The following is a 12,550-nucleotide window of genomic DNA, read 5'->3' on the forward strand; positions in this document are numbered from 1 at the left end:
CGCTACTTTACGCAACACCGAGCGCCCACCATGCGGCGGAATCCGGCGCCAGCCGTACGGTGTCGCCCTCCTCCGCCACCGGGGCGCTGGCGATCAGAAGGTCACCCGGACGGGGCAGCTCGACCGGCTCTGAGGACGCGTTCACCGTGCACACGAAGGTGTCGTCCCGGACGAAGACCAGGGTCTGCGCGGGTGACTCCCGCCACTGCAGGGATCCGTCCCCCAGTGCCGGGTGTTCGCGCCGCAGGCGCAGCGCCGCGCGGTACAGCGCGAGCGTGGAACCGGGGTCGCCGAGCTGGGACTCCACGCTGAGCGGGCCCCAGGCGGACGGCACCGGCAGCCACGTCTCCTCGATCCCCGGCGGGCTGAAGCCGAACGGCGGCTCGGAGTGGGCCCACGGGATCGGGACGCGGCAACCGTCCCGGCCGTCGTCGGGGGCGCGCAGCCGCTGCGGGTCCTGGCAGACCTCCTCCGGCAGGTCGAGCACCTCGGGGAGGCCGAGCTCCTCACCCTGGTAGAGGTAGGCGGAACCGGGCAGGGCGAGCATCAGCAGGGCCGCCGCCCTGGCCCGGCGCAGGCCCCGCTCGCCGTCGCCGTAGCGGGTCACGTGCCGCTTGACGTCGTGGTTCGACAGCACCCAGGTCGGCGGCGCGCCGACAGGGACGACGGTGGCGAGCGACTCGTCGATCACCGCGCGGAGCATCTCCGCGTCCCAGGGCGCCTTCAGGAAGTGGAAGTTGAAGGCCTGATGCAGCTCGTCCGGCCGTACGTACCGGGCGAGTCGCTCCTGCGAGGGCGCCCACGCCTCGGCCACGCCGATGCGCTCGCCGTCGTAGGAGTCGAGGACGCGGCGCCAGACGCGGTGGATCTCGTGGACGCCATCCTGGTCGAAGTAGGGCAGGACCGTGGTGCCCAGCATCTCGACCTGGCCGGCGGACCCGATGTCGGGAAGCCCGGCGGCCTTGACCATTCCGTGGGCGACGTCGACGCGGAAGCCGTCGACGCCCAGATCCAGCCAGAAGCGCAGGATCGCCTCGAACTCGGCGTGGACCTCGGGGTTCTCCCAATTCAGGTCGGGCTGCTCGGGGGCGAACAGATGGAGGTACCACTCGCCGTCGGGCAGCCGCGTCCACGCCGCGCCGCCGAACACCGACTCCCAGTCGTTGGGGGGAAGCTCGCCGGCCTCGCCACGGCCCGGGCGGAAGATGTACCGCTCGCGCTCGGGGCTGCCCGGCCCGGCCTGCACGGCCGCCGTGAACCACGCGTGCCGGTCGGAGGTGTGGTTCGGCACCACGTCGGTGATGATCTTCATGCCGTGCCGGTGCGCGTCCTCGATCAGCGCCTTCGCGTCCGCCAGCGTGCCGAAGATCGGGTCGACGTCCCGGTAGTCGGCCACGTCGTATCCGAAGTCGGCCATGGGCGAGGTGTAGAAGGGCGTCAGCCAGATGGCGTCCACGCCCAGCTCGGCCAGGTAGTCGAGCCGGCTGCGGACCCCGAGCAGGTCGCCGACGCCGTCGCCGTTCCCGTCGGCGAAGCTGCGCACGTAGACCTGGTAGATCACCGCGTCCCGCCACCAGCGGGTGGCCGCCTGCACGGGACGGGCTTCACGGACCACGTCGGTCATTGGGATCCCCCGATTCTCCGAAATACCAAGATCTGATACCACGGTGGCGTTACGACTTCGTGGCACCGGCGGTCAGGCCGGTGACGATGTTGCGCTGGACCAGCAGGAACACCACCGCCGCCGGCACGGCGATCAGCACCGACGACGCGGTGAGCAGGCCCCACTCGGCCTTGTGCTGGCCGACGAACTGCCCGATGCCCACCGCGAGGGTGTACTTGTCGTCGCCCGTCATGAACGCGGTCGCGTACGCGACCTCCGCCCAGGCGGTGATGAAGGAGTAGAACGCCGCGACGGCCAGCCCCGGCTTCGACAGCGGCAGGATGAGCCGCCAGAAGGTGCCGAAGGGGGTGAGCCCGTCCACCCGGCCCGCCTCGTCGATCTCCACGGGGACCGTGTCGAAGTAGCCCTTCATCATCCAGGCGCAGAAGGGCACCGTCGAGGTCAGGTAGGCGATCACGAGGCCAGGGAACTGGTTGATCAGCCCGAGGCCGGCCATGAGGTTGTAGATGGGCACGATCAGGATCGCCACCGGGAACATCTGCGTGATCAGCAGCATCCACATGATCGACCTGAAGCCCGGGAAGCGGAAACGGCTGACCGCATAGCCGGTGGTCGCCGCGAGCACCACGCCGAGCACGGTGGTCATTGCCGCCACGAACAGGGCGTTGAACAGCCAGCGAGGGAAGGCGGTCTGGCCGAGCACCTGGACGTAGTTGTCCAGGCTCGGGTTGTTGAAGAGCTGAACCGTGGTGGACTGCCACGCGTCCCGGGGCTTGAGCGAGGTCAGGACCAGCCATGCGACCGGGAAGACCGCCACCACGCTGGCCGCGACGAGCGTGAGGTGCAGGCCGAGGGAAGCGCCGGCGCCACGCGAGGAGCGCCCCCTGCCCTTGGACGCGCTGACCTGGGTCACCATGCCTCCCCCTGCCGGCGCAGCGCGCGGCGGTAGACCACGGCCATGACGATGAGCAGTGCGAGGATGAGCACTCCCCACGCCGCCGAGCCCGAATAGTTCCTGATGCCTTCGAAGGCCTGCCGGTAGGCGTAGGTCACGAGGATCTCGCTGGACCCGCCGGGGCCGCCCCGCGTCACCAGGTAGATGACCGGGAACTGGTTGAAGGTCCAGATCGTGCCGAGCAGCACCACCGTGCTGGACACCGGCCGCAGGCCGGGCAGGGTGATGTGCCTGAAGCGCTGCCACGGCGTCGCGCCGTCGACCTCCGCCGCCTCGTACAGCTCGCGCGGGATGGCCTGCAGGCCGCCCAGCAGGGCGAGCATCATGAACGGCACGCCGAGCCAGACGTTCACGGTGATCACCGAGATCTTGGCCCACAGCGGGTCGTCCAGCCAGTCGATCCCGGCGAAGCCCGCCGCCCTCAGCATCGCGTTGACGACGCCGAACTCGCCGTTGAGCAGGTACCGCCAGATGAACGCCGAGACGAAGGCCGGCACCGCCCACGGCAGCACGAGCATCATGCGGTACAGGGAGCGGAACCGCAGGGGCCGGTTGAGCAGCAGCGCGAGCCCCAGGCCGATGCCGTAGTGCAGGGCGACGCAGACGAGGGTCCAGGTGATCGTCCAGCCGAGCCGCGAGAGGAACTCGCTGGAGGTGATGATGGCGCCGTAGTTGGCCAGTCCGACGAACTCGTACGTCGAGGGGATGACGTTCATCCCGATCGTGCGGCCCATGTTGGCCTCGGTGGCGTCGGTGAGCGACAGGTAGATGCCGCGCACCAGCGGGTAACCGATCAGTACGAGCGTGACGATGACGACCGGCGCGCACATGGCCCAGGCGTACCAGTGCCTGGTGAAGAACCGGCCCGCGCTCTCTCGCCGCCCCGGGCCGCGGGCACGGCCGCGGGCGTGCTCGCCCGCGGCCGTCCCGTCAACGACCTGCGTCGTCATCGGTCACAGGCTCCAGCCCTTGAGCAGGCCCTGGTAGGCCTTGGCCACGTCCTGGAGCATCGCGTCACTGGTGGTGTCGCCGGTGGCGAGCTTCTGGTAGCCCTCGACGAGCGGCTGGAAGAGCTGACCGGCCTCGGGGATCCACGGGCGCTCGACGGCGGCGGCCATCGGCTCCTTCCAGCGGCCGATCATCTCGTTGCCCTGCGCCTCGGGCAGGGAGTAGGCCGACTGGCGGGTCGGCAGCAGGCCGAGCTTTCCGGCGATCTTGGCCTGGCTCTCGGCGGAGTCCATGAACTTCACGAACTGGTACGACGCCTCGAGGTTCTTGGAGCCCGCGTACACGGTGTAGTCGTGTCCGCCGGTCGGGGCGCCCGCCTTGACCGAGCCGGACGGCACCGGCGCGATGCCGAAGTTGTCGGGCTTGTCCTTGAAGACCTTGCCGCCGAGGTTGTCGGTGTTCGACCACGGGCCATTGAAGATCATCGCGGCCTTGCCCTCCTTGAAGGCGGTCTCCGCGTTGATGTAGCTGTCCTGGATCGCCGGCTTGGCCGCGGCGCCGGACTTGATCAGGTCCTCGACCACCTTGACGCCGGCCACGGCCTGCGGCGAGGCGACAGTGATCTTCTTGGTGCCGACATCGAGCAGGTCGCCACCCTCGCCGTAGATGAACGGCAGCAGGAAGTAGGCGTCGACGTTCAGCGCCAGACCTTCGGCGCCGGTCTTGGACTTGACGTCCTGCGCGACCGACTTGAGCTCCTCGAAGGTCTTCGGCGGGGCGTCGTGGCCGGCCTTCTTCAGCAGCTCCTTGTTGTACAGCAGGCCCAGGGTGTCGGTGACCTGCGGGATGCCGTAGGTCTTGCCCTGGTACTTGCCGCTGCTGGCGGGGCTCGGGAGGAAGTCCTCGGGCTTGTCGAGGGCCGCGGTGCCGTCGAGCGGCGCGAGGTAGCCGAGCGAGGCGAATTCGGCGACCCAGCCCACGTCGGTGCGGAGCACGTCCGGCGCGCCCGAGCCGCTCTGCGCGGCGGTCTTGAACTTGTTCTGCGCGTCGGCGAACGGCACGTTGACGTAGTTGACCTTGATCTTCGGGTACTTCGCCTGGAAGTCCTTGATCAACTCCTGGAAGACGGGACCCTCGTTGGTGGCGTCAGAGGTGTCCCACCACGTCACCTCACCGGAGACGGCGGCGGCGTCGGCGCTGTTCGCCGGAGCGGCCGACTGGTTGGGGGTGTCCTCGCCGCCACAGGCGGAGACCGCCAGCGCGAGCGCCGCGGCTGCCGCCGCGACCGAGATGCCTCGCCGCATGTTGTGCACTCCTTGCTCAGCTTCATTGCCCAAAGGTTCGGTCGACGGCGCCCACATCCCTGGGAGCGGGCGCCATCACCGGGGTAGGCGGAACGTAACAGCCGCGTGAACCGACATGAAAGACCTTTCGGAAACTTTCTGCAAATTGTGACACGCCTGTCATTACGCTCCCGTTACCCACCTCGCCGGGCACTCCCGTGCCCGCCCGCACCGTGGGCCGCACCAGTCCCCCGCCGCGCGCCGTCATCGGTGGTTTCCACATGTCCTGACCTCAACAGACAGCTAACGGTCAAGTAACCGGGAGATGAGCGATTTCTCACCCCATGTATGGACACGATGGCCCGAGACGCGATGTACTACCTCATCAATCACATTGACGGCTGGGATCCGGGTTTTGATGCCCGGGAGGAACGAGTGACGATGAGTACCGTCGTTCTCGACAGCGTGACAAAGGTGTACCCGGGGGGGCATCTCGCGGTCGATCGCATGAGTCTGCGCGCGGAAGAGGGGGAACTTCTCGTCCTGCTCGGCCCCTCCGGATGTGGCAAGTCCACCCTGCTCCGGATGATCGCGGGACTCGAGGAGATCACCGACGGCGACCTCTACCTCGACGGACGGCTCGCCAACGACCTCGCCCCCCGTGACCGCGATGTCGCGATGGTCTTCCAGAACGGCGCCCTCTACCCCCACCGCACCGTCCGTGGCAACCTCTCCTTCCCGCTGGAGATCGCCAAGGCCGACCCCGCCATGGTCAGGGAGCGCGTGGTCGAACTGTCCCGCGCGCTGCACATCGACGAGACCCTCGAACGCCGCCCTGGAACGCTCTCCGGCGGACAGCGTCAGCGGGTCGCGATGGGCCGGGCCATCGTCCGGCAGCCGTCGCTGTTCCTCATGGACGAGCCGCTGTCGAACCTCGACGCGGGCATGCGCACCGAGTTACGCATGGAGATCTCTTCACTGGTGCGGGCGCTCGGTGTGACGACGATCTACGTCACGCACGACCAGGTGGAGGCGCTCACCCTCGCCGACCGGATCGCCATCATGAACCGCGGCATCCTGCAGGACGTCGGCACCCCCGGGCAGATCTACAACGACCCGGCGACGGCCTTCGTGGCCGCCTTCCTCAGCTCCCAGCAGCTCAATCTGCTGTCGGCGACGGTGCGGACCCCGCAGAACCAGTACATCATGCTGGACTTCGGCCTCCACCAGATCACGATGCCCTGGACCGACCCGCGCGCGTACGCGGTCTCCCAGCACACCGGAAGCCAGATCATCGTGGGGATCCGTCCCGACGGGCTGGCCCCCATCCCCGAGGGAGCCGACGGCCCGCACTTCAGCGGCCGGGTCAGGACGCTCGAGTACCACGGCCACGAATGGCTCGCCTATCTGGAGGTCGGCATCCCGGCCGTGCCCGCTCCCGAGCCGGGGCCGGCCCCGAACCTCAACGGCCACTCCAACGGCAACGGGCACGCCGCGACCAGCAAGATCCGCTCGATGATGCGGCGCCTGATGTCCGGGGCGGAGGAGCCCACGCCGGAGTACATCGCCCCCGCGGCGGCAGGCAGCGGCCACCACCGCCGCTCCGACCTGGTCGTACGGCTCGGTTCCCGGCCGGTCTGGCGCGCCGGGGAGCACGGCCGCGTCGCCGTGGACCTGAGCAGGCTCATGCTGTTCACCCTGCAGGGGAACAGGATCGACCCGCCCCGCCGCTAGGCGGGACGGTACGCCCGCCCCGGGTCAGGCGACCGTACGGTCCGCCGTGGCGCGCGCGAGCAATGAGACGATCTCCACCAAGCGGATGACCTTGTCGAGCTCCACCTGGTGGAAGGCCGGCCCCTCCGATCGGGCCACGACCAGGTGCAGGCCCGCGGCCTTCATCGGCAGGCTGAGCAGGTGCAACGGGCCCTCGCTGAACGCGGCGGGCCGCAGGGGCGTGAGGTCGGGCATCTCCTCCACGCCCGGAGCCTGCCAGCTTCCGTGGACGACGGCGCCGGTGTCGGAGTCGACCGCGACCGCCCACTCCGCGCTCACCAGGTCGGGCGCCGCGTCGACGAGCGTGACGAAGGCACGCTCGGAGTCGGACACCACGTGGCCGAGCAGGTCGTAGTCGGGATTCGCGCCCGGCGCCTCCCTGGTCGGCCATACCCCCTCGATGCGCACCCCCGGCACGACAGAGAGCCGTTCACGCAGGTCCTCGGCGGCGAACCCCCCTGGCCAGGACAGGGTGAAGTCGTCCACCGCCCGGCCGCCCTCCCGCTCCAGGACCGTCACCTGGAGGATGTCCGCGCCGAGGACCCCGAAGGCCCGGGCCACCTGCCCGAGCACGCCCGGGCGATCAGGAAGCACAACCCGTATCCGCAGCACCGTCACCACCACCTCTGTATATGCAGCCGAACCACGAATAGGGGCCGACCTCCTGTTTCTTTCATCCACTGCACCACGCCACACAGCGTGCTGGACGGAGGTTTCGGCAATGTTCCGAAGATATGTCCGAAATAAGGCAAATTCAGTATTGATAGGCGCCTGAATCCGGGTTTTTGGCGCGCGGGACGGGCCGCCCCGCCACGTCGTGGGCCAGGCCCGCGCCGCCGTACCAGGAGGGCCCGAGGGGCACCCCCTGGCCGATCGCGGACGCTCCGGCCCGCAGCCGCAGGTCACGCCTGCTCCGGAAGCCGGGATCCGCGCGAATCGACCGGTGGCCGAGCTTGAGGCCGGTGGTCCTGCCCCTGTAGACCCCGCCCGCGTCGTCGATGCCGGAGCCGTCCTCGAACCCGACCACGCCGCCGACCTTGATGGCGTTGTTGCGCATCACCAGGATCTTCGCCGAACAGCCGTCCGCGCAGGAGACCCCGATGGTCGCACGGGCCGGCAGGTACACCGAGTTGTTGACCGCCACCGTCCCGAGGACGGGGCCCACCAGGTGGCCGGGGCCGCGGGTGATGAGGAAGGATCCGCGCTTGCGCGTGGAGGTCACCACGTTGTTGGCGAACCGGTTGCCCCGGGCCGTGCCACCGGGGCTGTGGCCGAGCTCGGCGAAGGTCTCGTTGTCGCGGGCCATGTTGTGCGTCACGAGGTTGCGGTCGCCGTCGTACACCTCCACGGCCGCGCCGTCGGACACGTAGTCCTGGCTGGGCGCGTAGCTGCCGGAGATCAGGTTGCCGATGACCCGGTTGTCGTCCCCGTTCAGCAGCACGCCGAACGCGCCGGAGTCGTTGTCCGGCTCGCCGTCGTTGACGCTCATCCGGTCGTTGCCGACCATCTGGCTGTTGCGGATGACGTTGCGCCCGCCGCGCTCGGTCACCCACACCCCCGCCACGTTGTGGTCGGCGTACACGTCCCACAGGTCGTTGTGGCGGCCGTCGATCCGGAAGCCTCCCCACCCGCAGTCGCTCGCCCGCAACTCGGAGATCCGGTAGTAGGCCCCCTTGACCACGACGCAGTCGCCGGCCCGCCCGCTGATCTTGGGACGGGGGCCCTTGCCGTACGCCGCCACGACGATGCGCCGCGCCGCGGTGCCCCTGCCCCGGAGCTCCAGCGTGCCCTTCCACCGGCCCGCGCGCTTGAACAGCAGGGTGTCCCCCGGGCGCAGGCGGGCGTCACCGGCCCTGCCGAGCGAGCGCCACGCCTTGCCGGGTGAGGTCCCCTGCGCGTCGTCGTCACCCTTCCGGCTGTCCACGTAGTACACCCTGCCCGCCGCGGCGCCGGAGCGTTCCAAGACGGGCAACGCCGGGGCGGGCGCCGCCGCCTTCACCGGTCCCACTCGGAACGCCGCCCTCGCGCGGGGCTCCTCGGGCTCCGCCGCCCTCGCGCGGGGCTCCTCGGGCACGGCTCGGGCCGCCGCCGGGATGGCGAGCAGCAGAAAAGTCAGCGGCAACGAGAGACCGGCCCGCCACAAGTTCGGCGCCATAACCCCACACTTAGTATCAAAACGATCGCTGCGCTCACGGTAGCGGTCCGGGGTTCCCACCGGGAGACCCCAACCTCACCCGCGTCCGGATCAAGTGATCCGGCACGCCGGACGGTAGGCGTCCCCGGCGCCGCGGCCGGATCCTCGCCTGTCGACTTTGCCATCCTTTGACGACGTCTTTCCCAGCTTGTGGATCTTGGCGGAGAATCCCGAGAGTAGCCTTTGCCAATGCCCCTCTCATGGGCCGTCCTCTGGCCTCGATCCATCCGAGGGCAGGTCACCCTCCTCGCCGTCGTGCTGGCGGGCCTCTTCCTGATCCCGCTCGGCATCGCGGCCGACATGGTGATCAGGAACGCGGTCTCCAACTCCATCTGGCGTGGAACCAGGGAGGCCGCCTCACGAGTCGTCGTCGCCTACCGTGACTCGACCCTGCGCAACCCCATCGCCCCCGGTCCCGACGGCGTGACCATCATCCAGCTGATCGGCCCCGGTCGTCACATCCTCGCCTCGACCGCCGAGGCCCAGGGCATGCCCCCGGTCAGCGACAGGCGGCCCGACCTGTCCGACCGGCCCGTGGACTTCACCACCTGCAGGCGGTCCTCCCCCGCGGACTGCTTCCACGTGACGGCCGCCCTCGTCAACGCCAGATCCGGCGCGCCCATCGTCTACGCCGCGCACCGCACCCCCACGGTGCTGTCCAGCCGCATCCTCGACGTGGCCGTCGGTCTCCAGATCGCCGCCCTGGCCGGCCTCATCGGCTGGATCGCCTGGAAGGCGGCCGACCGGGGGCTCCACACGGTCAAGAACATCCAGGCCGAACTGGCCCACATCACCGTGAGCGACCTCTCGCGGCGGGTCCAGGAACCGCCGGGCGAAGACGAGATCTCCAACCTCGCGAGGACCGTCAACAGCACGCTCGCCCGCCTGGAGCACTCGGTCGAGCAGCAGCGCCGGTTCGCCGCGGACGCCTCGCACGAGCTGCGCACCCCGATCGCCGGACTCCGCACGCAGCTGGAGAGCGCTCGGCTGCATCCCGAGCACACCGAGCTCGAAACCCTGGTGACCGGCGCGCTGCGCGACACCGACCGGCTGGAGGCCATCGTCACCGACCTGCTGTTCATGGCGAGGCTGGGGTCGAGCGGGGCGGCGGTGCAGGAGAGCGTCGACCTCGGGCACCTGGCCGCCGAGGAGATCGCACGCAGGAAGGGCCCGATCCCGATCACCGCGGAACTCCAGGAGGACGTCACCGTGCTGGGCGTGCGGACCCAGCTCCACAGGGTGATCGTCAACCTGCTGGACAACGCCCGCCGCCACGCGGCCGGCATGATCAAGGTCGAGGTGAGCGCCTCCGGTGACGCCGCCGTGCTGGCCGTCATCAACGACGGCGACCGCATCGCCGAGAAGGACCGTGAACGCGTCTTCCACCGTTTCACCCGGCTGGACGAATCCCGCAGCAGGAACAAGGGAGGGACCGGCCTCGGGCTCGCCATCGCCCGCGACGTGGCCATCGCGCACGGCGGGACGCTGCACGTCGAGGACGTCCCTGAGGGCACGAGGTTCGTCCTCCGGCTGCCCGTGGTGGAGTAACCCGAGCTCCAAGAGTTAACAGGAGCGACGCTGGGTGTTCAGCTCAGGCTCCCCCGGCCCGACCACCCCGGTGGTTAGCGTGCGTGGCACCTTACGAGCGTCTCGCCGCGGCGAACGCTCGCTACGCCGCATATCAAGGAGTCACCTTGCGAGTCCTGGCCGTCATCCCCGCCCGTGGTGGTTCTGCGGGCGTGCCGCTCAAGAACCTGGCCAAGGTGGGCGGCACGCCCCTGGTCGCCCGTGCGGTGGCCTCCTGTGTGGCGGCCGAGTTCATCGACGAGGTCGTCGTCAGCACCGACCACGACGGCATCTCCGCCGTCGCCGCCGCCGCGGGCGCTCGCGTGGTGAACCGCCCCGCGGAGCTCAGCGGCGCCACCGCCTCCAGCGAGTCGGCCCTGCTGCACGCGCTCGACCGGATCGGCACCGACCCCGAGGTGGTCGTGCTCGTGCAGTGCACCAGCGCCTTCATCGACCCCACCGACCTCGACGCCGCGATCGCCAAGGTCCTCGACGGCACCTGTGACGTGGTCTTCTCCGGGCTGGCGACCCACGAGTTCGTGTGGTCCGCCCGCGACGGCGGCGTGAGCGGGGTCAACCACGACCCGGCCCACCGCCCGCGCCGCCAGGACCGCGATCCCGAATACCGCGAGACCGGCGCCTTCTACGCCATCCGCACGGCGGGCCTGCGCGAGCACGGGCACCGGTTCTTCGGCACCGTCGGCGTCCAGCCCGTGCCCTCGCGCCACGCCGTCGAGGTCGACACCCCCGAGGACCTCGAGATCGTACGAGCGCTCGCGCCCTTCGTGGACCAGCCGGGACCGCTGGACGTGGACGCGGTGATCACCGACTTCGACGGCGTGCACACCGACGACCTGGTCTATGTCGACCAGGACGGTCGCGAGATGGTGGCCGTCAGCCGCTCGGACGGGCTCGGGATCTCCCTGCTCAAGCGGTCTGGAGTGCGGCTGCTGGTCCTGTCGACCGAGCGCAACCCGGTCGTCGCCGCCCGCGCGCGCAAGCTCGGCGTGCCGGTGCTGCAGGGGCTGGCCTCCAAGCACACCGCGCTGCGCGACTGGCTGAGCATCGAGGGCCTGGACCCCTCGCGCGTGGCCTACGTGGGCAACGACCTCAACGACCTCGGCTGCATGGAGATGGTCGGCTGGCCGGTCGCCGTACCCGACTCCCACCCGCGCGTGCGGGCCGCGGCGCGCATCGTGCTCAGCCACCAGGGCGGCGCGGGCGCCGTACGGGAGCTGTGCGACCGCGTGCTCGCCGCCCGCCCCGTCGACGCCGAGCCCGCCGTGGCCGGCCCGCGGGCCACGCTCCGCGTCAAGGGCGCCCCGGTCCAGGTCGGCGAGTCGCTGGTCGGCCCCGGGCAGCCGGTGTACGTCATCGGCGAGATCGGCATCAACCACAACGGCGACCTGGACATCGCACGCCGGCTCATCGACGTCGCCGCCGAATCGGGCTGCCAGGCCGTGAAGTTCCAGAAGCGCACCCCCGAGATCTGCGTGCCGGTCGAGCAGCGCGGCAAGATCCGGCAGACTCCGTGGGGCGAGATGACCTACATGGAGTACAAGATCCGGACGGAGTTCGGCCACGACGAGTACACGCAGATCGCCAAGTACTGCGCCGAGCGCGGCCTCGACTGGTTCGCCTCCCCGTGGGACATCCCCTCGGTCGACTTCCTGGAGGAGATGGACGTCGTCACGCACAAGGTCGCCTCGGCCAGCGTGACCGACCACGAGCTGCTGCGCCGGCTCGCCGCCACCGGCAAGCCGATCATCCTGTCCACCGGGATGTCGACGCTCCAGGAGATCGACGAGGCCGTGGACATCCTCGGCACCTCCAAGCTGGTGATCATGCACGCCACCTCCACCTACCCGCTGCCGCCTGAGGAGGCCAACCTGCGGACGATCATCACGCTGCAGGACCGGTACGGCGTCCCGGTCGGCTACTCCGGCCACGAGCGCGGCCTGCAGATCTCGCTGGCCGCCGTCACGCTCGGAGCGGTCACCGTGGAGCGGCACATCACCCTGGACCGCACGATGTGGGGGTCCGACCACGCCGCCTCCCTGGAGCCGAGCGGGCTCGCACACCTGGTTCGCGACATCCGCGTCATCGAGTCCGCCCTCGGCGACGGGGTCAAGCGGGTGTTCCCGGGCGAGGAGGCCCCCAAGGCCCGGCTGCGCCGCGTCACGGTCTGAGGGCCGGGCAGAGTGCAC

9 protein-coding genes are annotated in these 12,550 nt (G+C 69.9%); 3 read left to right on the forward strand and 6 right to left on the reverse strand.

Annotated features, from left to right (window positions below):
* Positions 1-7: 7 nt before the first annotated feature.
* From ABD810_RS12605 to ABD810_RS12620, 4 genes are read right to left on the reverse strand one after another with little or no spacing between them, the layout of a single operon-like run.
* Entirely contained in the window at positions 8-1,624 is a 1,617-nt protein-coding gene (locus ABD810_RS12605; protein WP_344938240.1) for a glycoside hydrolase family 13 protein, read from the reverse strand.
* 49 nt (positions 1,625-1,673) lie between these two features.
* Complete coding sequence (locus tag ABD810_RS12610; RefSeq protein WP_344938242.1) at positions 1,674-2,540, reverse strand: sugar ABC transporter permease; 867 nt, start codon at positions 2,538-2,540, stop codon at positions 1,674-1,676.
* The gene (locus ABD810_RS12615) at positions 2,534-3,529 is read right to left on the reverse strand and encodes a carbohydrate ABC transporter permease (protein WP_344938244.1); all 996 of its coding nucleotides are present in this window, start codon (positions 3,527-3,529) and stop codon (positions 2,534-2,536) included. Before ABD810_RS12615 ends, ABD810_RS12610 begins: the two co-directional genes overlap by 7 nt.
* A 3-nt stretch (positions 3,530-3,532) precedes the next feature.
* Positions 3,533-4,831: an extracellular solute-binding protein gene (locus tag ABD810_RS12620; RefSeq protein WP_344938246.1), complete on the reverse strand. Its 1,299-nt coding sequence runs from the start codon at positions 4,829-4,831 to the stop codon at positions 3,533-3,535.
* Between the two features lie 420 nt (positions 4,832-5,251).
* On the opposite strand from ABD810_RS12620, the gene ABD810_RS12625 reads away from it, so the two are divergent.
* Entirely contained in the window at positions 5,252-6,544 is a 1,293-nt protein-coding gene (locus ABD810_RS12625) for an ABC transporter ATP-binding protein (RefSeq protein ID WP_344938248.1), read from the forward strand.
* A gap of 24 nt (positions 6,545-6,568) precedes the next feature.
* On the opposite strand, the gene ABD810_RS12630 is transcribed toward ABD810_RS12625, so the two are convergent.
* Together ABD810_RS12630 and ABD810_RS12635 are read right to left on the reverse strand one after the other, a co-directional pair.
* Positions 6,569-7,177, reverse strand: coding sequence for an ACT domain-containing protein (locus ABD810_RS12630; RefSeq protein WP_344938250.1), 609 nt, complete (start codon positions 7,175-7,177; stop codon positions 6,569-6,571).
* Positions 7,178-7,337: 160 nt separating this feature from the next.
* Positions 7,338-8,738 (reverse strand): right-handed parallel beta-helix repeat-containing protein, encoded by a 1,401-nt coding sequence (locus tag ABD810_RS12635; protein WP_344938252.1) that lies wholly within the window; start codon positions 8,736-8,738, stop codon positions 7,338-7,340.
* Positions 8,739-8,966: 228 nt separating this feature from the next.
* Between ABD810_RS12635 and ABD810_RS12640 the strand changes: the two genes are divergently transcribed.
* Both ABD810_RS12640 and ABD810_RS12645 read left to right on the forward strand, forming a co-directional pair.
* Entirely contained in the window at positions 8,967-10,325 is a 1,359-nt protein-coding gene (locus ABD810_RS12640) for a sensor histidine kinase (RefSeq protein ID WP_344938254.1), read from the forward strand.
* 146 nt (positions 10,326-10,471) lie between these two features.
* Positions 10,472-12,532 (forward strand): N-acetylneuraminate synthase family protein, encoded by a 2,061-nt coding sequence (locus tag ABD810_RS12645; RefSeq protein WP_344938256.1) that lies wholly within the window; start codon positions 10,472-10,474, stop codon positions 12,530-12,532.
* Positions 12,533-12,550: the final 18 nt, after the last annotated feature.

It is taken from the genome of Sphaerisporangium flaviroseum (genome assembly GCF_039537005.1).
GTDB lineage: Bacteria > Actinomycetota > Actinomycetes > Streptosporangiales > Streptosporangiaceae > Sphaerisporangium > Sphaerisporangium flaviroseum.

Coding starts and splice junctions, on each gene's coding strand:
- ABD810_RS12605 (WP_344938240.1), bottom strand. CDS start 1,624: ATGACCGACGTGGTCCGTGAAGCCCGTCCCGTGCAGGCGGCCACCCGC.
- ABD810_RS12610 (WP_344938242.1), bottom strand. CDS start 2,540: ATGGTGACCCAGGTCAGCGCGTCCAAGGGCAGGGGGCGCTCCTCGCGT.
- ABD810_RS12615 (WP_344938244.1), bottom strand. CDS start 3,529: ATGACGACGCAGGTCGTTGACGGGACGGCCGCGGGCGAGCACGCCCGC.
- ABD810_RS12620 (WP_344938246.1), bottom strand. CDS start 4,831: ATGCGGCGAGGCATCTCGGTCGCGGCGGCAGCCGCGGCGCTCGCGCTG.
- ABD810_RS12625 (WP_344938248.1), top strand. CDS start 5,252: ATGAGTACCGTCGTTCTCGACAGCGTGACAAAGGTGTACCCGGGGGGG.
- ABD810_RS12635 (WP_344938252.1), bottom strand. CDS start 8,738: ATGGCGCCGAACTTGTGGCGGGCCGGTCTCTCGTTGCCGCTGACTTTT.
- ABD810_RS12640 (WP_344938254.1), top strand. CDS start 8,967: ATGCCCCTCTCATGGGCCGTCCTCTGGCCTCGATCCATCCGAGGGCAG.